Genomic DNA, 22645 nt, shown 5'->3' with positions numbered 1-22645 from the left:
GCTGGTCGCCACGTCGACCGGATGCGCTCGGACCGTCGACGACGACGAGCCGACGTCGATCGACGACGGCAGACCGTTGGTGCTGACGACGTTCACGGTGCTGGCCGACATGGCCGCCAACGTCGCGGGCGACCATCTCCGCGTGGAGTCGATCACCAAGGCCGGGGCCGAGATTCACGGATACGAGCCCACACCGGGCGACCTACGCACTGCCGAAGGTGCCGATCTGATCCTGGACAACGGGCTCGGCCTCGAGTCGTGGTTCGAGAAGTTCGTCGAGCGGGTGCCCGCGCCGCACGCGGTCGTCAGCGCACACGTGGAACCCGTCTACATCCGCGACGACGCGTATGCGGGCAAGGCCAATCCACATGCGTGGATGTCGCCGGTCGTGGCGGAGACCTACATCACCAATATCGCCGACGCGTTCGTGACGCTCGACGGTGCTCATGCCGAGGACTACCGCGCCAACGCCGCCGCATACATCACGAAGCTGCGGTCGGTCGGCGACGAACTGGAATCCGATCTGGCCCAACTTCCGGCGCAGCAACGTGCACTGGTGACGTGTGAGGGCGCGTTCGGCTATCTGGCCCGCGACTTCGACCTGCAGGAGGCGTATCTGTGGCCGGTCAATGCCGAACAGGAAGGGACACCCAAACAAGTGGTCCGCACCATCGATTTCGTTCGTGACAACGACGTGCCTGCCGTCTTCTGCGAGTCGACGGTCTCGGACAAGGCCCAGCTCCAGGTCGCCGAAGACACCGGAGCCCGCTTCGGCGGAAAGCTGTACGTCGACTCCCTCAGCGCCGCCGACGGACCCGTGCCCACCTACCTCGATCTGCTGCGTTACGACGCGCGGCTGATCGCCGACGCGTTGGTGGGCACGCGATGACCCGGCACATCTCGGGTGCGAACCGGGACGGCGCCGCGCTGACCGTCGACGCTGTCGACGTTCGGTACCGAGACGTCGTGGCACTGGTCGGCGCGAGCCTGACCCTCGCACCCGGACGCGTCTGCGGCCTGGTCGGAATGAACGGATCGGGTAAGTCGACGCTGTTCAAGGCGATCATGGGCGTCGTCAAGACCGATGCCGGTTCGATCACGGTCTTCGGGGGCGACCCCGCTCGGGCCCGCAAAGCCGGGACGGTCAGCTACGTGCCCCAGGCCGAATCGGTCGACTGGACATTCCCCATCAGCGTCCGGGACGTGGTGATGATGGGCCGTTACGGCAAACAGAACTTTCTCCGAACACCTCGTGCGGCAGACAGAGCTGCGGTGGACGCGGCCCTGAGACGGGTCGATCTCACCGAGCTCGCCGATCGACAGATCGGGCAACTCTCCGGCGGACAACGCAAACGGGCATTCGTGGCCCGCGCCATCGCTCAGGAAGCTTCCTTGTTGCTCCTCGACGAGCCGTTCGCAGGAGTGGACAAGAAGACCGAGGCGACGATCACGCGACTCCTCCGAGAACTGGCCGCTCAGGGTGCGTCCGTCCTGGTGTCCACCCACGATCTGCACGCCCTTCCGGAACTGTGCGACGAAGCGATCCTGCTGCAGCAGCGGGTCCTGATGCACGGCAGTCCCGCTGAGGTACTGCGCCCGGAGAACCTGGCACTGGCCTTCGGCATGGACCCGTCGAAGATCGACGAACTGGGCGCGAGCTCTCCAACTTCGGAAGTGAGCTGAACCGTGTACCTGATCGACTTCGTCGTCAACCCTCTCGAATACACCTTCATGCAGCGTGCGCTGTTGGTGACCGTCACCGCCTCTATCGTCTGCGCGGTGTTGAGCTGCTGGCTCGTACTCATCGGATGGTCACTGATGGGGGACGCCGTATCGCACGCGGTACTGCCCGGCGTCGCCCTGTCCTATCTGCTGGGTGCGCCGTTCGCCATCGGTGCCCTGCTGTTCGCACTCATCGCGGTCGGTGCCATCGGGGTGGTTCGCAACACCACCATCGTCAAGGAGGACGCTGCGATCGGCGTCGTGTTCACCACGTTGTTCGCCCTCGGCGTCGTCCTGATCTCCAAGTTTCCGAGCCAGATCGACCTCAACCACATCTTGTTCGGAAACCTGCTCGGGGTGTCGCAGTCGGACATGATCCAGGTGTTCGTACTCGGCGGCCTGGCGTTGGCCGTCATGGTGATCAAGCGTCGCGATTTCACTCTGTTCGCTTTCGACCGGACGCAGGCTCGCGCGGTCGGCATCAATCCGAGCGTGATCTCGGCCGCGATGTTGACGCTGCTCGCGCTGACAACCGTCGTGGCGCTACAGGCCGTCGGTGTCATCCTGGTCGTCGCCATGCTGATCACACCGGGCGCAACCGCATACCTCCTCACCCACAGCTTCGGCCGCATGCTGGTGATTGCCCCCGCCATCTCCGTGGGCTGCGCGCTGGTCGGCATCTACGCCAGCTTCTATCTCGACGTCTCCTCGGGTGGCAGCGTGGTGCTGGCCCAAGGTCTGGTGTTCGTGCTGGCGTACCTGTTCAGCCCGGCGCAAGGCATCGTCACGCGCACTCTGCGCCGCCGAGCACAGGTGACGGTGGCTCCGGCCGGGTGAGATGTCTTTTTCCATTGGATTGCCTAAGCTCGGCGACGTGGCGCAACGAAAAGACGATCCAGCTCCAGCCGACGAGGGCGTCCAGCTGTCCGCAGTTGCGCAGGACTACCTCAAGGTCATCTGGACGGCCAGCGAATGGAGTGAAGACTCCGTCAGCACCAAGATGCTCTCCGAACGAATCGGCGTGTCCGCATCCACGGTGTCCGAGGCGATTCGCAAACTCGCCGATCAGGGCATGGTGGACCACGCCCGGTACGGTGCCATCTCACTCACCGAGAAGGGCCGACTGGCGGCCATCGGCATGGTCCGTCGACACCGCCTCATCGAGACGTACCTCGTTCGCGAACTCGGGTACGGCTGGGACGAGGTCCACGACGAGGCAGAAATCCTCGAACATGCGGTATCCGATCTGATGATGGATCGGATAGACGCCAAACTCGGCCACCCCGAACGAGATCCACACGGGGACCCGATTCCGTCGGCCAACGGATCGATCGACACGCCGTCCGCAACCAGACTGAGCGAGTACCTCGACGGGCAGTCCGGACGAGTGGCTCGCATCTCCGATTCCGACCCCGCAATGCTCCGGTACTTCGATTCGGTCGGCATCGAGCTCGATCTACCGATCACCGTGGTCGAACGACGCGACTACGCCGGCACGGTGGCGATCGAACTCGCCCGACGGGGCAGCACGGAGTCCATCGATCTCGGTCACCGCGCCGCCGAAGCGATCTGGATGGTTTCGGCCACCTGAGCGGTGCAGTCCCCTCGGTCGCAGGGCCGATCCGAACGGGAAATCAGTACCCGCGCAGTGTTGCCGGCCGCACCACCATCACCGAGCTCGCCCGCTTGCCCTTTTCCTGCAGCAACGCGATGGTGTGCCCGGTGGGATCGACAGCCGCGTAGACCCCCTCGATTCCGACGGGATCGAGCCAGCGTCCCTGGCTGAGCGACTCCGCTTCGGCCGCATCGATCTGTCGGTGCGGAAATGCGGTACGCGCGGCCTCGTCTATATCGAGGCCGACAGCGGGATTCTCGGCCAATTCCTCGAGTGTCACGGCGTGGTCGAGCGTGAACGGCCCGACTCGGGTGCGGCGCAGAACCGTCAGGTGACCGCCGACGCCCAGAGCTGCGCCGAGATCCCGCGCGAGCGCGCGCACGTACGTCCCCGACGTGCAGTCCACCTCGACATCGAGGTCGACGAACCGGCCATCGGAATCGACGACATCGCGGCGAGCCGTCACGTCGAAGCGAGTGACAGTGACCTTGCGAGCGGCGAGGGTGAACTCCTCACCGGCGCGCGAGAGCTTGTGTGCTCGCTGGCCGTCGACCTTGATGGCACTGACACTGGCCGGAACCTGCTCGATGTCGCCGGTGAGGGCAGCAACCCCGGCCGCGATATCCGAGTCCGAGACATTCGTGGCCGGGACGTCGGCGAGCACCTCACCCTCGGCGTCATCTGTCGTCGTACTGCGCCCCAGTCGCACGGTGGCGGTGTACGACTTGGTCGTCAACGTCAGCAGTCCGAGCATCTTGGTCGCCCGTTCTACGCCCAGAACCAGCACCCCGGTCGCCATGGGGTCCAACGTCCCCGCATGACCGACCTTTCTGGTCTGCAACAACTTTCGGCACGACGCGACGACGTCGTGACTGGTGACGCCCGGCCCCTTGTCGACCACCAACACACCGGCACCGACGAGACCGGACGAGATCTTTCCGCGAGCACTCACGAGAGTGCATTGTGCCAGGCGCAACGAGCCGGTCTTCACATCACCGAGATCGCCGTCATCACCAAACCGTCGGACACCATCCATCGACCGTCGAAAGCCGTCAGCGGAGGTCCGGATACGGTGTCGCCCGGGACCAGCAGTTCGGATCGAAACGTTCCCGAGATGTCGTCGCCGGTGCCGGTGCGCTCGAACGTGATGTGCGCGTCCTCGAACCCCAGCCAGCGACCGGTCAGCGGCTCCCAGGCCTTGTACGTAGCCTCCTTGGCGCAGAACAACACTCGATCCCAGTGGACGTCTTCTCGGCCCGCGGCCGAGAGCCACTCGCGCTCGGCCTCGAGGCTGACCGCGTCGAGCACGCCGTCAGGGAGAGGTCCGTGCGGCTCGGCATCGATTCCCACCGAGCGAACCTGCATGGCGTAGCCCAGAACGGCACCGCGGTAACCGTCGCAGTGCGTCAACGACCCCACCACTCCCTTCGGCCACTGCGGTGCGCCGGAGGTGCCGCGCATGATCGGCGCGGGCTCCACACCGAGCTTCTGCATCGCCACCCGCGCGCAGTGTCGAGCCGAGGTGAACTCACGCTTGCGCTTGTCCACCGCCTTGGCAACCAGCGGCGCTTCGAGTGGGTGCGGCATCAATCCTGGTGGATCGGTGAACAATTCGGCCGAGACGACCCCATTGGGGAGAATCGATTCGATCACTGGCCTGCCCTCATCTTCTCGACCTCTGCCTCCATCTCGGGCGTCACCGTGAAGTGTCCGCCCCATTTGTTCAAGGTGCCCGGGGGATACTCGGGAACCGGAAGAATCTGGCGCAGAACATTGTTCGGCAGTCCACGGCGCTGCCATTCACGCGGGTAGCCCACCGAGACCTCCTCGAAGCGGACGCCGTCGTAGTAGGTGGTCCGCGGGATGTGCAGGTGTCCGTACACCGAGCAGATCGCGTTGTACCTGGTGTGCCAGTCCGCCGTCAGCGTCGACCCGCACCACAGGGCGAACTCGGGGTAGAACAACACCTCGGTCGGCTGACGCACCATCGGAAAGTGGTTGATCAACACAGTGGGAACCGTGGTGTCCAGCGCGTCGAGGCGCTCGCGGGTGGCGTCGATGCGGGCATGGCACCAGGCATCGCGCGTCGCATACGGCTGCGAGGACAACAGGAACTCGTCGGTGGCGACGACGTTCTTCTCGCGCGCGATCGCCAGCCCGTGCTCCTTGTCCCGCGCACCCTGCGGGAGGAACGTGTAGTCGTAGAGCAGGAACATCGGCACTATCGTCGCGGGTCCACCTTCGCCTTCCCAGAGCAGGTAGGGGTCCTCGGGAGTGACGACGTCGATCTCGCGGCACAGATTGACCAGGTACTCGTACCGAGCCGCTCCGTGGATCTGAACGGGGTCCTTCACCGTCGTCCACAACTCGTGATTGCCCGGGACCCAGATCACCTTCGCGAAGCGGCTGCGCAGCAGCTCGAGCGCCCATTTGATGTCGTCGGTCTTCTCCGAGACGTCTCCGGCGACGATCAGCCAATCCTCGGCTGACTCGGGATGGATGTCCTCGGTGACAGGTCGATTGCCTCGATGTCCGACATGAATGTCGCTCACTGCCCATAACTTGGCTGCCACTGATGATCCCTTCCGATGCACTCGGCCGCCGACGTCGAATCGCCACAACCGCCCGAGAACGTATCAACCTCCAATACTCCCCGGAGATTCCGCAGCGGTGCACGCGGGGTGAACCGCTGCGGTTCGCCGGACGCCTGCGAACAAAGGATCCCAGCAGTCACGACCGCAGATTCGGGTATATGGTGCCTTCCATGACGCTTTTGCGGACAGACGGACGACAGGGCATCGTGCGATGACGGCACCGCCGATCCGGGTGCGCGACGCCGCCGCATTACTCGGAGTCAGTGACGACACCGTCCGCCGGTGGATGGACAGCGGGGCCCTGCCCTCCCACGACGACGAGACGGGCCGCAAGGTCGTCGACGCGCGTGCTCTCGCGCAGTACGCCCGCGAGCACGCCGCTCCCCCGCCCGAGGTGGCATCGGGCGGAAGCTCTGCCCGGAACCGACTCGTGGGGCTGGTCACCGAGGTGGTCTCCGACGCGGTCATGAGCGAGGTCCGCATGCAGTGTGGGCCGTTCACCATCGTGTCCCTGATGAGTACGCGATCGGTCCAGGAATTGGGGCTCGAACCGGGCTCCATCACCGTCGCGGTCGTCAAGGCCACGACCGTCATTGTCGAAACCCCCTAGGACCGAAGGACGATGTCAGTGAAGAACATTCGAGCGGTTCACGGTGCTCTGGTCGCGATCGCCCTGATGCTTGCAGGGTGCGCGGCAGACCCCGCTGCCGAGGAAGCTCAACAGGACGGGAGTTCGAGCACGTTGACCGTGTTCGCAGCGGCATCACTGCGCTCGACGTTCACCGAACTCGGCACCCGCTTCGAGCAGGAACATCCCGGTACCACCGTCGATTTCAGCTTTGCGGGCTCCTCCGATCTGGCCGCGCAATTGGTCAACGGTGCACCTGCCGACGTGTTCGCCTCTGCCGATACCAAGAACATGAGCACGATCGTCGATGCCGGCCTCGTCGCCGGCGACCCGGTCGATTTTGCCTCCAACACCCTCACCATCGTCACTGCTCCGGGCAACCCGAAGGCCGTCCGGTCGTTCGCCGATCTGGCGAATCCCGATGTGCTGACGGTGATCTGCGCGCCGCAGGTGCCGTGCGGCACGGCCACGGCAGCCGTCGAGAACGCCACCGGAACCGACATCCCGGCAGTCAGCGAGGAGTCGTCCGTCACCGACGTTCTGGGCAAGGTCACCTCCGGTCAGGCCGACGCCGGACTGGTGTACGTCACCGATGCAACGGGGGCCGCTGACGCCGTCACCGCCGTGCCTTTCCCGGAATCGAGCGGGGCAGTCAACACCTATCCGATCACTGCTTTGAGCGGATCCGACAACGTGGACGCGGCCCGCGCCTTCACCGACTTCGTCGCCGGACCGGTCGGCCGTGAAGTGCTGACGCAGGCCGGTTTCGCGGCACCGTGACCGGGCACGCCGCGGGCACAGGTCCGACCGTCGGTGTGCCCGGGTGGATATTCGTCCCTGCCGCTGCCGGAGCGCTTCTCGTCGTCGCGCCGTTGGCCGCGATGTTCACCCGGATCGACTGGACGAACTTCTTCGGGCTCATCACGTCCGAGTCCGCAGTAGCAGCTCTGCAGTTGAGCCTGAAGACGGCCTCGGCGAGCACGGTGTTGTGCGTGCTCCTGGGTGTACCGATGGCAACGGTCCTCGCCCGCAGTTCATTTCGCGGTCTGTCGACACTGCGTTCTCTCGTCGTCCTCCCACTGGTGCTCCCCCCGGTGGTCGGCGGTATCGCCTTGCTCTACACGTTCGGTCGCCAGGGGCTACTGGGCGAACATCTCGATGCCTTCGGAATCCGGATCGCGTTCACCTCGACGGCCGTGGTGCTCGCCCAGGCATTCGTGTCGTTGCCCTTCCTGGTGGTCAGCGTCGAGGGGGCGCTGCGCACTGCCGGGGACCGATACGACGTGGTGGCCGCAACCTTGGGCGCACCCCCTGCCACGGTCCTGCGCCGCGTCACCCTCCCCTTGATCCTGCCCGGGTTGACGTCAGGGATCGTTCTCGCGTTCGCGCGCGCACTGGGCGAGTTCGGCGCAACGCTGACGTTCGCCGGTTCTCTCGAGGGAGTGACCAGAACCCTGCCCCTCGAAATCTATCTGCAACGCGAGTCCGACCCCGATGCGGCGATAGCCCTGTCGCTCGTCCTCGTCGTCGTCGCGGCAGTGGTGGTCCTGGCCGCTCGCGGTACTCGAACGACGGGAACACCATGAGTTCGTTGCACCTGCGCGCCACCGTCGCGGCCCGGGGCATCGATCTCGCGCTGGACGTCGCCGAAGGCGAGACGACGGCGATCCTGGGACCGAACGGCGCAGGAAAATCCACTCTGCTGCAGCTCGTCGCGGGCCTGGTGCCACCCGACGACGGAATCGTCCGCCTGGGCGAAGACGTTCTGACCGACACGACCACGAGGACGGCCGTTCCGGTGCACGCCCGCGGCATCGCGACTCTGGCACAGGAGACACTGCTGTTTCCTCATATGACCGCACGGACGAACGTCGCATTCGCACCACGTAGTTCCGGTGCCGACCGGAGGACGGCCAGGGCAGTGGCCGATCGATGGCTCGACGCAGTCGGAGCCTCTCACCTGGCCGAGCGCCGCCCGGCACAGCTGTCCGGGGGCCAAGCTCAGCGGGTTGCCATCGCCCGCGCACTCGCCGCCGATCCCCGACTCCTCCTGCTCGACGAACCGCTCGCCGCGCTCGACGTCGACACGGCTCCGGCCATCCGGAGACTGCTGCGCACCGTACTCCGAGAGAACGGTCGCACGGCACTGATCGTCACCCACGATCTGCTCGACGTCGTCGCACTCGCAGACACCGTCGCCGTCGTCGACGGTGGACGCATCGTCGAACGCGGTTCGGTCGCCGACGTTCTCACCGCCCCGCGCAGCGAGTTCGGTGCTCGCATGGCCGGGGTCAATCTGATCTCGGGCCACGCCCTCACCGTCGGCGACTCCACCGCGCTGCGCACGCCGTGGGACACCGTCGTGCACGGCTCGGGGCAACACGGTTCCGGGACGCCGGTGGTCGCAGTCTTCTCCCCCGCAGCGGTCTCGGTACACCTCACCGCGCCGCACGCAAGCCCGCGCAATGTCTTCGAGGTCGTCATCGAGGAGATGGAAGTGCAGGGCTCGGGCATCCGCGTCCGAGCTCGTCCGCACCCCGACGGCACACCGGGTATCGCGGCAGACATCACCGCCGCCGCGGTATCGGACCTCGGCCTCGAACCCGGCGGACGAGTATTCTTCGTCGTCAAGAGCCGCGAGGTGGTGCTGCATCCGGCCCTGGCGTAACAGCGATGATGCACGCGAACGCGATCAGTCTCGCAGTTGCCGATCGCTACCGGTCACGAGCCATTTACCCGACAGCACTCGACCGGCGACCGCCACCATGCGCAGGCAGACGAAGACACCCAGACCCAGCCAGATGCCCACGACACCCCAGTCGAAAATCAAGGCCGACCAGATGAACGGCAGGAACCCGACGACCGCACACGCCATCGTGGCGTTACGTAAGAACGCGGCATCGCCACTGCCCAACAGCACCCCGTCCAACGCGAACACCACACCGGCGACCGGAATGATCGCCACGAAGATCCACCAGATCGCCTGCATCTGATCGATCACCGAGACGTCGGTGGTGAACAACCCCGGGACCAGCGGCCGACCGACGGCGAAGGCCGCGGCCAGGATCACCGCGAAAACCGTCGACCATGCCGTCAACCGGCGAGCGAGCGCACGCGCATCCTCGGTCCTGCCCGCACCCAGGGCCGCTCCCACGAGTGTCTGTGCAGCGATCGCCAACGAGTCGAGCATCAACGACACCAGGTTCCACAGATGCAGCACCACCTGATTTGCCGCCACCGACGCGGCACCGAATCTCGACGCGACCGCTGCGGCAGACAGGAAGCACGCCTGGAACGCGAGACTGCGCACGATCAGATCGCGGCCGAGTACCAGCTGCGCCCGCATGACCGACCAGCGCGGGCGCAGCGGAGCACCCGACCGCCCGAGGGCACCGACGAACAGAGCGCCCGCGACGCCTTGGCCGATGACATTCGCAACGGCCGAGCCCACCAATTCGAGCCGGGGAAATCCGAGCAGGCCGTGGACGAGGAGCGGACACAACACCGCCGACACGCCGAAACCGAGCACGACGAACCGCAATGGTGTCGTCGTGTTCTGCACGCCGCGCATCCAGCCGTTCCCGGCCAGCGATATCAGAATGAACGGCACCCCCACCAGCGCCACGCGCAGCCACAGCAGTGCCTCCGCGGCAATGTCACCGCCACCGGCCAGTAGCGACACGACGGGGGCGGCGAACAACTGGACCACGAGGACGATCGCGAGACCGATCGCCACCGCCAGCCACGTCGCCTGCACCCCTTCCCCGACGGCGTCGCGCTCACGACCGGCACCGTGCATACGCGCCGCACGTGCAGTGGTTCCGTAGGACAGGAAGGTCAGCTGCGTGCTGACCTGAGCGAGGACGAGCCCCCCGATCGCGAGGCCGGCCAGAGCCAACGCGCCGAGCCGGCCGACGACCGCCGCGTCGAACAGGAGGTAGAGGGGTTCGGCGGCCAGAACTCCGAGCGATGGAAGCGACAGCCCGAGAATTCTGCGAGCCGTGACAGGGGTGGAACTCACGACGCCGACAAGGCCTCACGGAGCGCATCGATCACGTCGGGGAGGTCACCGGTCGCGGTGTAGCCCGCGGCGTTGTGATGTCCACCGCCGCCGAGCCCGGTCGCCACGGCAGATACGTCCACCTGCGTCTTGGATCTGAGCGACACCACCCAGACCGACCCGAAATCCTGCTGCTTCAACACGGCGGCCACCTCCGCCTCGGAGGTGGTCCGCACGATGTCGATGACACTCTCGATCTCCTCCGACCTCAGACCGGCCGAATCCTCGCTCCGGATGACGGCGTACACGAGCCCCCGTCCGCCCGCCGCGTCGGGCAGCAACTCGGCCGAACCCAGTACCGCCCCGAGCATCGGCAGCCAGTCGAAGGGGTGTGTGTCGAGCAGGCGACGGGCGATACGTGCACCGTCGATGCCGGTCGCGAGCAATCTCTCGGCGAGGAGATGCGAACCCGGCCGCACCCACCGGAACGACCCGGTATCGGTGACCAGACCAGCGAACAGCAGATGCGCCAGGTCCGCATCGATATCGACACCCCACCGATCCAGCAGTCGGACGATCACGGCCGTGGTGGACTCGGCGGACGCGTGGACGACGTTCAGCGTTCCGAACCGCGTGTTGCTCCGGTGATGGTCGATGACCAGGGACTCTGCCGCGGAGTCGAGCCGATCGCCGAGTGAACCGAGTCGACCTCGGCTTCCGGCGTCCACTGTGACCACCAGATCGACCGATTCGGCCACCTTCTCCGGCTCCACCAGCAGATGCCGGTTCGGTAGCTCTTCCATCGATTGGGGCAGAAACGCGGGCGCGGCGAACGCCACCTGCACCTGTGCGCCGCGACGTTCGAGTACCGAACCGATGGCCAATCCGCTGCCGATCGTGTCGGCGTCCGGTTGGACGTGGCAGAGCACGGTCACCGAGGAAGCGCGCTCGAGCATCTCGATGGCACGCGCCAGATCCTCGTCCAGCTCGAACTCCGAACCAGAACCATCGGACATCTCAGTCGGCTTCGGCTGGCTCGACGGCTTCTGCATCGCCGCGGTCCGCGGGTGTCTCCTCGCGGGGAGCCTTGTACGGGTCCGGGTCTCCGGCGGGCTTCGCGTTGGCCCGGGCTCGAGCCAACTCCTCGTCGGCCGCGCGTGCGCGTTCGAGGAGCTCCTCCATGTGCCGGGCGGTGTCGGGGACGGTGTCAGTCACGAACGTCAGCGTCGGAGTGAACCGCACACCGGTACCGGCTCCGACCTTCGAGCGAAGAACGCCCTTGGCCTTCTCCAGACCTGCCGCAGCGCCCTGCAGGTCGGGCGGAGTGTCGAGATCCTCGCCCATCACGGTGTAGTACACCGTGGCGTCGTGCAGGTCGGCCGTCACTTTCGTGTCGGTGATGGTCACGAACGCCAACCGTGGATCTTTGATCTCGTGGTCGATCGCCGTCGCAACGATAGCGGCGATTCGCTTGGACAACTTACGAGCCCTGGCCTGATCCACCACGACAATCACACTCCTCTTTCATGGCCGGACGTCACTGCAGTGCGACGTCTCGGCGATTACGCTCCAACATTCGACGAACACGTTCGACGAACTCCCCGATCTAATCCTCGGGGCCGAAAATTCTTCGGCGTACTGCCAACAGTTCCAGATCCTGACGCTGGGCGACGTGCCGCTCGCACTCGTCGAGCTTGTCGTGCAACAGGTCGACGTTCGTGCCCGCCGCCGCCACGCCCAACATCGAACGCCGAATACGTTCTCGCTCACCGGTTTCGGCGGCAGACACTCCCAGCCTCTGCAGATCGCCGAGAACCGGATCCACCATCGACCGTTTCTCGGCGAGCGAACGCACGTCCCCCAACAACACGTCCAACTCCAAAGCACCCAGATACACGCTGACGACGCCCCTTCGATCAGCTCCGACGACAAAGCCGGTGGCGGTACATATGTCGTACCACCACCGGCTCGTCCCCGGAGTGCAGTGTCACTCCCCTGGCTTCACCACCGAGCCGACGCGACCGAGAACGGAGCTGTGCAGCTCCGGACCTGTTCTAGTCGCGCGGCTTTTCACGGAGCTCGTACGCCTCGATGACATCGCCCACCTTGATGTCGGAGTACGTCACCGTCAAACCACACTCGTATCCCTCACGAACCTCGACTGCGTCGTCCTTCTCGCGGCGAAGCGAGGAGATCGTCACGGTCTCGGCCACGACCGCATTGTCGCGGAGCAGACGCGCCTTGGCGTTGCGACGGATCGTACCGGAGGTGACGAGGCAACCGGCGATGTTTCCGACCTTCGAGGAACGGAACAGCGCGCGGATCTCGGCCTGGCCCAGTGCGACCTCTTCGTAGATCGGCTTGAGCATGCCCTTGAGGGCCTTCTCGATCTCATCGATGGCCTGATAGATCACCGAGTAGTACCGAATGTCGACGCCCTCGCGGTTGGCGAGTTCGGTGGCCTTGCCCTCGGCCCGCACGTTGAAGCCGATGATGATCGCGTTGGATGCCGACGCCAGGTTGACGTTGGTCTCCGTGACGCCACCGACACCGCGGTCGATGACGCGCAACTCGACTTCGTCGTCGATCTGGATACCGAGCAAGGCCTCTTCGAGCGCCTCGACGGTTCCCGAGTTGTCACCCTTGAGGATCAGGTTGAGCTGCGAAGTCTCCTTCAGAGCTGCATCGAGATCGTCGAGGCTGATGCGCTTGCGACTCTTGGCCGCCAGAGCATTGCGCTTACGGGCATTACGGCGATCGGCGATCTGACGGGCGATCCGGTCCTCGTCGACGACCAGAAGGTTGTCGCCTGCACCGGGCACCGACGTGAAGCCGATGACCTGAACGGGCCGGGACGGCATCGCTTCGGTGACGTCCTCGCCGTGCTCGTCGACCATGCGACGGACGCGGCCGTAGGCATCGCCGGCGACGATCGAGTCACCGACGCGCAGCGTTCCGCGGGCGATGAGCACGGTGGCCACCGGACCGCGACCGCGGTCGAGGTGTGCCTCGATGGCGACACCCTGGGCATCCATGTCCGGGTTGGCGCGCAGATCGAGTGACGCATCGGCCGTCAGCAGGACCGCTTCGAGGAGGGCATCGATGTTGGTGCCCTGCTTGGCGGAGATGTCGACGAACATCGTCTCGCCGCCGTATTCCTCGGCGACCAGACCGTATTCGGTCAGCTGCTGCCGGATCTTGTCCGGGTTCGCGCCTTCCTTGTCGATCTTGTTGACCGCGACCACGATCGGCACGTCGGCCGCCTGGGCGTGGTTGATGGCTTCGACCGTCTGCGGCATGACACCGTCGTCGGCCGCGACCACGAGGATCGCAAGGTCGGTGGCCTTGGCACCACGAGCACGCATGGCCGTGAAGGCCTCGTGACCGGGGGTGTCGATGAAGGTCACCAGACGCTCGTTGCCTTCGAGTTCGGTCAGCACCTGGTACGCACCGATGTGCTGCGTGATGCCGCCGGCCTCGCCTTCGCGCACCGTGGTGTTACGAATCGAGTCGAGCAGTCGCGTCTTACCGTGATCGACGTGGCCCATGACGGTGACCACCGGGGGACGCTGCTCGAGATCTTCCTCGCCGCCGGCGTCTTCGCCGTAGGTGAGGTCGAACGAATCGAGCAGTTCGCGATCCTCGTCCTCGGGACTGACGACCTGCACGACGTAGTTCATCTCGCCGCCGAGAAGCTCCAGCGTCTCGTCGTTGACCGACTGCGTCGCGGTGACCATCTCACCGAGGTTGAACAGTGCCTGCACGAGTGCAGCGGGGTTGGCGTCGATCTTGTCTGCGAAGTCCGACAGCGATGCTCCGCGGGCGAGGCGAATGGTCTCGCCGTTGCCGCGGGGCAGCCTGACGCCACCGACTGCGGGAGCCTGCATGCTCTCGTACTCGGCGCGTTTCGCCCGCTTCGACTTGCGACCGCGGCGGACTGCTCCGCCGGGCCGACCGAATGCACCTGCTGCTGCGCCACGCTGACCGGGACGACCGCCGCCGCCGGGACGGCCACGGAAGCCACCTGCGGGAGCGCCGCCTGCCGGTGCACCACCGGGAGCGCCGGGAGCGCCACCGCCGCGGTAGCCACCGCCACCACCGCCGCCCGGACGTCCACCCGGTGCGCCGCCGGGGCGACCGGGGCGACCTGCTGCGGGGCCGGGACGTGCCGAGCGAGTCGGCATCGCACCTGGATTGGGGCGAGGAGGCATGGAGCCGGGGCTGGGCCGAGGTCCGGCCTGACCCGGTGCGGGGCGGGGGCCGCCCTGTCCGGGAGCCGGACGAGCGCCGCCTGCCGGGGTGGCCGGGCGGGGTCCACCCTGTCCGGGAGCCGGTCGGCCGCCGCCGGGGCGCGGAGCACCGGCACCGGGAGCGGGACGCGGAGCCGGCCGTTCGACCGGAGCCGAGGAGTACGGGTTGTTCCCGACGCGCGGGGCCTTCGGGCCGGGCTTGGGGCCAGGACCAGCGGGCTTGGGGGCGGCCGGAGCCGACGCAGTTGCCTCGGCCGACGCGGCCGGTGCCTGCTCGACCGGAGCAGCGGGTGCTGCGGGACGAGGGGTGGGCGCAGCCGGTGCGGGCGTGGGCGCAGCGGCCGGTGCCGACGGGGCAGCGGGAGCTACCTCTGCGGGCGACTGTGCTGCCGGAGCTTGCGCTGCGGGTGCCTGTGCTGCGGGGGCCTCGGGCTCGGCCGGGCGGGTTGCCGGCTTGGGGCCGGGACGAGGTCCACCCGGCTTTGCTGCGCCGGGCTTTGCGGCGGAATCCGACGCACGATCTGCTGCTGCGCGACCGTTGGGTGCTGCTGCACCGGACGCCGACGCGTCCGCGTTTGCGGACGGGAAGGATTCACGAAGTCGACGAGCCACGGGGGCTTCGACTGTGGATGATGCGGACTTGACGAACTCGCCTTGCTCTTTGAGCCGTGCGAGTAGTTCCTTACTGGTGACACCGAGTTCTTTTGCCAACTCGTGCACGCGGGCCTTGCCTGCCACTGCTCTCCTCACTGAGAGGCCGAGCGAGGCTTGGTGCCCGCACGACCTCGGGTTATCTCCGATGGACGTTCATCGTTGGTGCTTCACGGTGTGCTCATCAGTGCTGTTGCCTGTTCTTGTCGACGGGTGTTGCTCTTGTCGTGTTCTCGCCGTGCAGCCGTTCGTGCTCGTCGAGCACGTCCGATACTGCGGACGATTCCACATTTCCCGATATCCGAAACGCGCGACCGAAGACTCGGCGACGTTCCGCATTGTGCAGGCATTCTCGGTTGTAGTGCAACCAAGCACCACGACCGGACATCGAATGCCGGATGTCGGGGACGAGAGCGAATTCGTACGAACCAGCTTCTCGAACCACGATCCTCAACAGATCGGCGGCCGGCACTCGCTCCCTGCACCCGACACATGTACGAATCGGCCGGCTTGTCACAACCGGATTCTCGCGTTCACGTCTCCGAGCGGAGAGGTCGTTACCGAACCATCGACCACTCTACCGCTGTATTGCCTCGATCTCCGCATTCCGGCCCTAGGCGCTGGTCGTCTCGGGTGCCGCCGCATCACTGCGGATGTCGATACGCCAACCGGTCAATCGAGCGGCAAGTCGAGCGTTCTGCCCTTCCTTGCCGATCGCCAGCGACAACTGGTACTCCGGGACCACCACGCGCGCCGCGCGAGCGGCTGCGTCCACCACGGTCACAGACACAACCTTCGACGGCGACAGTGCATTCCCGACGAACGTCGCCGGGTCCTCGTCGAAGTCGATGATGTCGATCTTCTCGCCGGCCAGTTCGCTCATCACATTCCGCACGCGCTGCCCCATCGGCCCGATGCATGCACCCTTGGCGTTCAGGCCCGACACCGTCGAGGCGACCGCGATCTTCGAGCGGTGCCCCGATTCGCGCGCTACCGCCACGATGTCGACCGAACCGTCGGCGATCTCGGGCACCTCGAGCGCGAACAACTTGCGCACCAGATTGGGGTGTGTGCGCGAGAGCGTGATCTGCGGGCCGCGGTTACCCCGCGCGACTCCGACGACGTAGCACTTGATGCGCTCTCCGTGCTCGTACGTCTCCCCCGGAACCTGCTCGGCGGGCGGAAGCAGGCCGTCGGCCCCGTTCGCCTCGCTGCCGATCCGGACGATGACGGTGCCCTTGGCGTTGGCGCGCGTATCGCGCTGAATGACGCCGTTGACGATTTCACCCTCGTGGGTCGAGTACTCGCCGAAGGAGCGTTCGTGCTCCGCATCGCGCAAACGCTGAAGAATCACCTGACGAGCGGTGGTGGCAGCAATCCGGCCGAAGCCTTCCGGAGTGTCGTCCCACTCGGAGATCAGATTGCCCTCGGCGTCGAACTCCTTGGCCATCACCCGGACGGAACCGGTCTTGCGATCGACGTCGATTCGTGCGTTGGACTGATGCCCCTCGGTGTGCCGGTAGGCGGTCAACAGCGCGGTCTGGATCGTCGAGATCACCATCTCGATCGGAACGCCCTTGTCCGCCTCGATGGCGCGCAGAGCTGCAATATCGATATTCACTTGTCCGACCCTTCTTCCGGTGCTTCCACATTCACGATTTCGTCGGTGTTCGCGGGTGACGGCCTACCGCCCACCACGCCGCCCGCCAGATCCATCTCTTCTGCGGTCGGCCGCGAAAACTCTACCTGCACAACAGCTTTGACGACATCGGCCAGCGCGACCGATCGTGTCGAGAGGGCTCCCTTGTCCTTGATCACGAGGGCAACCGAGTCACCGTCGAGAAGTCCGACGCGGCCGTCGATCTTGCCGTCGGCGAGTTCGATCCGCACCTTGCGACCACGCGCGCGAAGCCAATGCCGTGGCTGCGTCAACGGGCGATCGATTCCGGGAGTGGTGACCTCGAGGGTGTACGGCGCTTCGCCGAAATCGGTCACGCCGTCGAACACGTCGGAGATCACTCGGCTCAACTCCGGTAACGCGTCGAGGTCGACGCCGTCTTCACGGTCGACCATGATGCGCACGGCACTGTGCTTGCCGGCAGCGACCACGTTCACGTCCTCGAGGTCGTAGCCCCGATCTCGAACCAGGTCGCCGAGCAGTTCGACAACCCTTTCCTGGGACGGAACAGGCATGTCGCGAACTCCTCGTGTGTAGTTGTCGGCAATGCGGCACAGGTGCGCCGGACCGCGTTTGGTGAACCTACAGACTACCGCCCCGTAGGTGGTGCTCGCGACCACGCACGGCCGAGGCCACACACGGGCACGGCGCGTGTCGCCTCGAAGGTCCGCCGCGGTCGAGGGTCTGGCACGATGTCGGGGTGCCCACGCCGACCGCCCCTCTCTCGTTGAACAGACGTGGGCTGTTCCGGCTCGCCGGTGCCGCGGTACTCACTGCGGCCACGGTGTCGACCGTCACGGCCTGCGGCGCGGAAGAAATTTCCGGACCTGCGCTCGATTCGCTGACGGCACAGTTGCGCTCCGCGCGCGCCGACGTCGCGGCTGCGTCCGCAGCGGCAACGGTCGCTCCCGATTACGCAGGAGCTCTCGGCGTGGTCGCGGCCCAGCGGACCGAACATGCGGATGCACTCGAGACCGAGATCGCCCGGGCCACCGGAGCGACCACCGACACCTCGTCGGCGACTGCCACGACGACCACCACCGAGGCCCAGTCCGCGCCGCCCCCCGATCTCGTCGCGGTGCGCGATGCGCTGACCGCCTCGGCACGCAGTGCGGCAACCGCCGCCCGCGACGAAAGCGGTTATCGCGCCGGCCTTCTCGGGTCGATCAGCGCCTCGTGCACGGTGTTCGCTCAGGTGGTACTCGCATGAGCGATCTCGGACCGGAACAACAGGGGCTCGTCGATGCACTCGTCGCCGAGTACGCAGCCGTCTTCGCCTACGGCGTGGTCGCGGCGTTCTCCAACCCGAACCGAGCGGACATGGTGGCCGCGTGCACCGCGGCGCACCGAACACGCCGGGACTCGACCATCGACGCACTCCGAGCGGCCAGCGTCACAGCGCCCCTGCCCGATCCGGCATACGCGTCACCGTTTCCGGTGACCGATGCGATCTCGGCCGCGCAGTTGGCTGCGCAGGCCGAGATCGACACGAGCGTGGCGTGGCGCTCGGCCGTCGAACGCAGTCGATCCGGAGCCACCCGCGAGATGGGCGTTCAGGCCCTGACCGAGGCTGCGATCAGGCTGGCCACATGGCAGCAGATCCTGGGTGTCATCCCGTCGTCGAAGGCCTTTCCTGGTCAGCCGTGACCACGTCGTCCGCCCGACCGACGGAACGACCCGGCATGAACAGTGCCGCAACCAATCCGATCGCCACCGCCCCTGCGCCTACGAGGAGGGCGGGTGCCAGCGCGTCGGTGTATCCGGTGGGGGTCAGCGATCCTCCGTTTCCGATGAACACCGCCGTCAGGACGGCGATTCCGAGAGCAATTCCCACTTCCCTCACGGTGGAGTTCGCACTGCTCGCCGTGGCGTGATCGTCGTCGTCCATGTCTCGCAACACTGCGGTCGCCGAGGGCGCGAAAGTCAGACCCATGCCGACTCCGGCCATCAGCAGCGCGGGAACCATCGACAGGTAGGCGGTGTCGGGTCCGAGGATCAGTGCCATCCACACCAGTGACAGCGACTGCAACGCCAGTCCGCACACCAACAAGCCGCGCAAGCCGACTCGATCGGCCAGTAGACCCGCAATGGGTGCGACCACCATAGGTGCGGCGGTCCAGGGCAATGTGCGAAGGCCCGCCTCGAACGGGCTGTAGTTCATCACTATCTGCAGGTATTGAGCAAGGAGGAACACGGCCCCGAACATGCCGAGCGAGAACGTGATTCCGATGATGTTCGCCAGCGTGAAACTGCGTGATCGGAAGAGCGTCAGCGGTAGTACCGAGAATGGGGTTCGCCACGCTCGGGAGACGAACGCGAGAAGAAGCACCGCCGAGCCGACGAAGCTCGCGAGCACGGTGCTCGATGCCCATCCGTCGTCGTTGCCGTGGACCACCGCCCACACCAGCAAGAACACCGCGCCGCCCGCGAGCACCACACCCAGCAGATCGAGAGGTTGCCTGCGTCCGGTCGACTCGGTCAGGGCGATGTACGCCAGCGGCACCGCGACGAGCGCCACCGGAACGTTGATCCAGAAGATCGCCTGCCAGGAAATACCGTCGACAACCGCACCACCGACGACAGGCCCGAGCGCGACACCGAGGCCCGAGACACCGCCCCAGATTCCGATTGCCATGGCGCGCTTGGCAACCGGAACGACAGCTGCGAGCAGAGTCAGCGACAGCGGCATGATCGCCGCGGCGCCGAGGCCCTGTATCGCCCGCGCGGCGATGAGCATTGCCGGACTCGTGGCGAGCGCGCTGGCCACGGAGGCCGCGGTGAATATCGCTATCCCGCCGAGGAACACCGCGCGCCTGCCCCAGCGATCACCCAAGGTCGCTGCGGTGAGCATGAATGTCGCGAAGCTCAGCGTGTAGGCGTTGAGGAACCACTGCAGCTGTCCCACCGACGCATTCAGATCCTGTTGGATCACCGGCAGCGCGCTGGTCATCACCAGATTGTCGAGGGTCGCCATGAACATGGGCAGGGATGCGGCGACGATTCCCAGCCACACGGGAATCGACCGAGCGGCGGGGTGCACTGCAGGCGGAGAGGCTGTAGCGGTCATGACGAACGTCCCGTCTCAAGCTTGTAAGCATCAAATGATTACTTACGACCCGACCGTAAGTTATCGACTGATAACCTGTCAACATGTCCGACACTTCCACGCCCAGGCCCAGAGCAACCCGGATGGACGCGGCCGACCGTCGAGAACTCGTCCTCGACGCCGCGACACGAGCGTTCGCACGCGGGGGCTTTGCCGGAACGAGCACCGATGCGGTGGCGAAGGAAGCGGGCGTCTCGCAGCCGTACGTGGTCCGCATGTTCGGAACCAAAGTCGAACTGTTTCGGCTGGTCTTCCAACGCTCCATCGACGGCATCATGACGGCATTCGACGCTGTCCTGGCTTCGGGGCCTCTGGACCCGTCGGACGACGAGACCTGGGCCGACCTGGGCAGTGCCTACGCCGATCTGGTGGCCGATCGCGACCTCTTGATGGTCATGATGCACGGGTTCGGTGCAGGGTCGGTACCCGAGATCGGCCGCCAGGCACGAGAAGGAATGGGCGCGATCTACAACCAGATCCGCAGCGGAACCGGGTGTTCGGAAGATCAGGCTCGGCAGTTCATCGCGCACGGAATGCTGCTCAACGTCTTGTTGTCGATGCAGGCACCGGAGCATCCGGAGGACAGCGACGGACTGCACGAGATGACGATGTGCGCGTTCGGAACCAAGCTCGTCCCAGCCGATTCCGGACAGCTCTGAAGCCTAGGGACGCATCTCGTACCGACCGTCGTACGTGACGACGTCGTTCCAGACCGTCTCGAATCTTGTTGCGTCCACCACCGGCTTGCGTACGGCGTCCAGCGCCCATTTCTGCTGCGCATCGGTCGACGACGGCTTTCCGTACAGCGCGACGGCGTAGCCGGAGAAGTCCCTGATCTGGAAGTCGAAGATCTGGTCCAGCATGTCGGTGGAGATCTCGTCGGCCTGTTCGAGGATCAGGTGGCCGTAGACGACGAGGGAGAACAGATGTCCCACCACGAGCAGGAAGTCGAGGTCCTGTTGCTGCGACTCGTCGGGGGCGCACTCGGCGAGGAACGACGCGAACGCCTGTGCCTGCTCGTAGAAACGACCCACGTTGGGAACACCGGAATGCTTGCGATACACCGGGTTCCAATCGTGGAACCGAACCGAACTCGCGCCGCGAGCGGGGCCCTGGGCGAAGAAGAACCCGTCGTCGACGGCGTCGGTGAACCTGGTCACCTCCGCCTGATCGGTGGGCGAGAACATGTATGCCGGCATGAACTTGAGCATCAGGGCGACGTTGACATGCACCGTTCCCTCGAGTTTCGGCAGTGTTCCGATCAGTTGCGCGGCTTCACGGAAGTAGGTGTCCTTCTCGTACCCCTTGGCGGCGACGACGTCGTGCAGCAAGCGAACAGCCGTCTCGCCCTCGGATGTCACCTTGGCCTTGGTCATGGGGTTGAACAACAGGTAGCGGCGGTCGCCGGGACCCGCAGCGCGGAAGTAGTCCAGAGCACGCGCGCTGAACAGCTTCATGGCGGTCAGCCGCGAGTAGGCATCGACGAACGCACTGCGCACATGGGGGAATTCGGTGACACGGTTGCCGTACAGAATCCGATTGTTGGCGTGTGTGATCGCCTCGTAGAACGCGTGCTCGCAGATGCCGATCGAGCCGGTGCAGAGGTTGAACTTGCCGACGTTGACGGTGTTCAAGGCAGCCGAGAACGCGTCGGGTCCGGTATGCAGAATGTCCTCGCGGCGAACGGGATAGTTCTCGAGCGAGAAGGTACTGACGTACATCTGGCCGTGAACGACGCTTTCGCGCAACCGATACGCCGGATGTGAGCTGTCGGCGACGAAGAAGACGTACGACTCGGGCCCGTCGATGTCGGTGCGTCTACCGAACACCGACACCATGCCTGCCACGTTGCCGTTACCGATGTAGTACTTCTCCCCCGATGCCGTGAATTCGACGGTGTCGTCCCCCTCGGCGGCGGGCGTCAACAACATGTCGGTGGAGTAGACGTCGGCACCGTGTGCCCGCTCGGACAATCCGAATGCCATGACGCCGCCGCGGTCTAGCTCACGCGCTGCGCGGCGCTTGGCGTCGTCGTTGTCGCTCATCCAGATCGGGCCGAGGCCGAGCACCGTGACCTGCCAGGTGTACCAGTAGGCCAGGCCGTAGAACCCGAGAATTTCACTCAGTGCGGCGTTGCGGGCAGCGTCCCAACGAGCGTTGGGCGACCCGTTCGCATACTCGGCCGGCGTCGAGAACGTGGCGAACAGTTTCTGCGCTGCGACGAACTCGAGGAAGTCGGCGGGCCAGACTCCCTCGAGATCGTCGGCGAGCAGCCTGGCCTTACCGCGATCCTCGAACCAATCGATCAGTGCGCGGAGCTGACGACGAGATTCCTCGTCGAGCTCGGCGGGATCGAAAGTTGTCGGATCGAACAGCGCAAACTGAGCCACGGTGTGACCTC

At 65.7% G+C, this 22645-nt stretch carries 24 protein-coding genes; 11 read left to right on the top strand and 13 right to left on the bottom strand.

Annotated features, from left to right (window positions below; genetic code table 11):
* Positions 1 to 58: 58 nt before the first annotated feature.
* The 4 genes from E4P29_RS09495 to E4P29_RS09480 are packed head-to-tail and all read left to right on the top strand — an operon-like array spanning position 59 to position 3313.
* Positions 59 to 889 carry a metal ABC transporter substrate-binding protein gene (locus E4P29_RS09495; protein WP_245154251.1) on the top strand — a complete coding sequence of 277 codons (831 nt, stop codon included), beginning with the start codon at positions 59 to 61 and terminating at the stop codon, positions 887 to 889.
* Positions 886 to 1683: a metal ABC transporter ATP-binding protein gene (locus E4P29_RS09490; protein ID WP_052053322.1), complete on the top strand. Its 798-nt coding sequence runs from the start codon at positions 886 to 888 to the stop codon at positions 1681 to 1683. The genes E4P29_RS09495 and E4P29_RS09490 overlap by 4 nt, the downstream gene beginning before the upstream one ends.
* Before the next feature lie 3 nt (positions 1684 to 1686).
* Positions 1687 to 2559, top strand: a complete 873-nt coding sequence (locus tag E4P29_RS09485; RefSeq protein ID WP_135044043.1) for a metal ABC transporter permease — start codon at positions 1687 to 1689, stop codon at positions 2557 to 2559.
* 19 nt (positions 2560 to 2578) lie between these two features.
* Positions 2579 to 3313 carry a metal-dependent transcriptional regulator gene (locus tag E4P29_RS09480; protein ID WP_245154250.1) on the top strand — a complete coding sequence of 245 codons (735 nt, stop codon included), beginning with the start codon at positions 2579 to 2581 and terminating at the stop codon, positions 3311 to 3313.
* 43 nt (positions 3314 to 3356) lie between these two features.
* On the opposite strand, the gene truB is transcribed toward E4P29_RS09480, so the two are convergent.
* Genes truB through E4P29_RS09465 form a run of 3 tightly spaced genes read right to left on the bottom strand, consistent with a single transcriptional unit; the run spans position 3357 to position 5910 of the window.
* Positions 3357 to 4289, bottom strand: a complete 933-nt coding sequence (truB, locus tag E4P29_RS09475; RefSeq protein ID WP_027496758.1) for a tRNA pseudouridine(55) synthase TruB — start codon at positions 4287 to 4289, stop codon at positions 3357 to 3359.
* A 35-nt stretch (positions 4290 to 4324) separates the two neighbouring features.
* Entirely contained in the window at positions 4325 to 4990 is a 666-nt protein-coding gene (npt, locus tag E4P29_RS09470) for a 4'-phosphopantetheinyl transferase Npt (protein ID WP_135044039.1), read from the bottom strand.
* Positions 4987 to 5910 (bottom strand): metallophosphoesterase, encoded by a 924-nt coding sequence (locus E4P29_RS09465; protein ID WP_135044037.1) that lies wholly within the window; start codon positions 5908 to 5910, stop codon positions 4987 to 4989. The genes npt and E4P29_RS09465 overlap by 4 nt, the downstream gene beginning before the upstream one ends.
* Positions 5911 to 6142: 232 nt before the next feature.
* Here E4P29_RS09465 and E4P29_RS09460 point away from each other — a divergent pair, with 232 nt between their 5' ends.
* The 4 genes from E4P29_RS09460 to E4P29_RS09445 all read left to right on the top strand — a co-directional run bounded on the left by E4P29_RS09460 (position 6143) and on the right by E4P29_RS09445 (position 9227).
* Entirely contained in the window at positions 6143 to 6541 is a 399-nt protein-coding gene (locus E4P29_RS09460; RefSeq protein WP_135044035.1) for a TOBE domain-containing protein, read from the top strand.
* Positions 6542 to 6607: 66 nt separating this feature from the next.
* Complete coding sequence (gene modA / locus E4P29_RS09455; RefSeq protein ID WP_245154249.1) at positions 6608 to 7339, top strand: molybdate ABC transporter substrate-binding protein; 732 nt, start codon at positions 6608 to 6610, stop codon at positions 7337 to 7339.
* Positions 7336 to 8145 carry an ABC transporter permease gene (locus E4P29_RS09450; RefSeq protein WP_135044031.1) on the top strand — a complete coding sequence of 270 codons (810 nt, stop codon included), beginning with the start codon at positions 7336 to 7338 and terminating at the stop codon, positions 8143 to 8145. Before modA ends, E4P29_RS09450 begins: the two co-directional genes overlap by 4 nt.
* Complete coding sequence (locus E4P29_RS09445) at positions 8142 to 9227, top strand: ABC transporter ATP-binding protein (RefSeq protein WP_135044029.1); 1086 nt, start codon at positions 8142 to 8144, stop codon at positions 9225 to 9227. The genes E4P29_RS09450 and E4P29_RS09445 overlap by 4 nt, the downstream gene beginning before the upstream one ends.
* A 24-nt stretch (positions 9228 to 9251) precedes the next feature.
* On the opposite strand, the gene E4P29_RS09440 is transcribed toward E4P29_RS09445, so the two are convergent.
* The 8 genes from E4P29_RS09440 to rimP all read right to left on the bottom strand — a co-directional run bounded on the left by E4P29_RS09440 (position 9252) and on the right by rimP (position 17653).
* The gene (locus tag E4P29_RS09440) at positions 9252 to 10580 is read right to left on the bottom strand and encodes an MATE family efflux transporter (RefSeq protein ID WP_135044027.1); all 1329 of its coding nucleotides are present in this window, start codon (positions 10578 to 10580) and stop codon (positions 9252 to 9254) included.
* Complete coding sequence (locus tag E4P29_RS09435; protein ID WP_135044025.1) at positions 10577 to 11575, bottom strand: DHH family phosphoesterase; 999 nt, start codon at positions 11573 to 11575, stop codon at positions 10577 to 10579. The genes E4P29_RS09440 and E4P29_RS09435 overlap by 4 nt, the downstream gene beginning before the upstream one ends.
* 1 nt (position 11576) lies before the next feature.
* Complete coding sequence (gene rbfA / locus E4P29_RS09430; RefSeq protein ID WP_135044260.1) at positions 11577 to 12065, bottom strand: 30S ribosome-binding factor RbfA; 489 nt, start codon at positions 12063 to 12065, stop codon at positions 11577 to 11579.
* 100 nt (positions 12066 to 12165) lie between these two features.
* On the bottom strand, positions 12166 to 12456 hold the full coding sequence (locus tag E4P29_RS09425) for a DUF503 domain-containing protein (protein ID WP_135044023.1): 291 nt from the start codon (positions 12454 to 12456) through the stop codon (positions 12166 to 12168).
* Positions 12457 to 12613: 157 nt separating this feature from the next.
* Entirely contained in the window at positions 12614 to 15547 is a 2934-nt protein-coding gene (infB, locus tag E4P29_RS09420) for a translation initiation factor IF-2 (protein WP_135044021.1), read from the bottom strand.
* Positions 15548 to 15644: 97 nt separating this feature from the next.
* A complete protein-coding gene (locus E4P29_RS09415; RefSeq protein ID WP_052053323.1) occupies positions 15645 to 15977 on the bottom strand; it encodes a YlxR family protein in 333 nt (110 codons plus the stop codon).
* 96 nt (positions 15978 to 16073) lie between these two features.
* Positions 16074 to 17081 carry a transcription termination factor NusA gene (nusA, locus tag E4P29_RS09410; protein ID WP_027496745.1) on the bottom strand — a complete coding sequence of 336 codons (1008 nt, stop codon included), beginning with the start codon at positions 17079 to 17081 and terminating at the stop codon, positions 16074 to 16076.
* The gene (gene rimP / locus E4P29_RS09405; protein ID WP_135044019.1) at positions 17078 to 17653 is read right to left on the bottom strand and encodes a ribosome maturation factor RimP; all 576 of its coding nucleotides are present in this window, start codon (positions 17651 to 17653) and stop codon (positions 17078 to 17080) included. Before rimP ends, nusA begins: the two co-directional genes overlap by 4 nt.
* 185 nt (positions 17654 to 17838) lie before the next feature.
* On the opposite strand from rimP, the gene E4P29_RS09400 reads away from it, so the two are divergent.
* Positions 17839 to 18348 (top strand): hypothetical protein, encoded by a 510-nt coding sequence (locus E4P29_RS09400; RefSeq protein ID WP_135044017.1) that lies wholly within the window; start codon positions 17839 to 17841, stop codon positions 18346 to 18348.
* A complete protein-coding gene (locus E4P29_RS09395; RefSeq protein WP_135044015.1) occupies positions 18345 to 18785 on the top strand; it encodes a ferritin-like domain-containing protein in 441 nt (146 codons plus the stop codon). The genes E4P29_RS09400 and E4P29_RS09395 overlap by 4 nt, the downstream gene beginning before the upstream one ends.
* On the opposite strand, the gene E4P29_RS09390 is transcribed toward E4P29_RS09395, so the two are convergent.
* A complete protein-coding gene (locus E4P29_RS09390; protein WP_135044013.1) occupies positions 18748 to 20205 on the bottom strand; it encodes an MFS transporter in 1458 nt (485 codons plus the stop codon). The two genes, E4P29_RS09395 and E4P29_RS09390, sit on opposite strands and share 38 nt — an antisense overlap.
* An 83-nt stretch (positions 20206 to 20288) precedes the next feature.
* On the opposite strand from E4P29_RS09390, the gene E4P29_RS09385 reads away from it, so the two are divergent.
* Complete coding sequence (locus E4P29_RS09385) at positions 20289 to 20903, top strand: TetR/AcrR family transcriptional regulator (RefSeq protein WP_245154235.1); 615 nt, start codon at positions 20289 to 20291, stop codon at positions 20901 to 20903.
* 3 nt (positions 20904 to 20906) lie between these two features.
* On the opposite strand, the gene E4P29_RS09380 is transcribed toward E4P29_RS09385, so the two are convergent.
* Positions 20907 to 22634 carry an acyl-CoA dehydrogenase family protein gene (locus E4P29_RS09380; protein WP_135044011.1) on the bottom strand — a complete coding sequence of 576 codons (1728 nt, stop codon included), beginning with the start codon at positions 22632 to 22634 and terminating at the stop codon, positions 20907 to 20909.
* Positions 22635 to 22645 lie beyond the last annotated feature (11 nt).

This window comes from Rhodococcus sp. 1R11, assembly GCF_004563845.1.
Classification (GTDB): Bacteria; Actinomycetota; Actinomycetes; order Mycobacteriales; family Mycobacteriaceae; genus Rhodococcoides.
The sequence above is the reverse complement of the archived record's forward strand: the minus strand, read 5'-3'. Positions and strand labels throughout refer to the sequence as shown.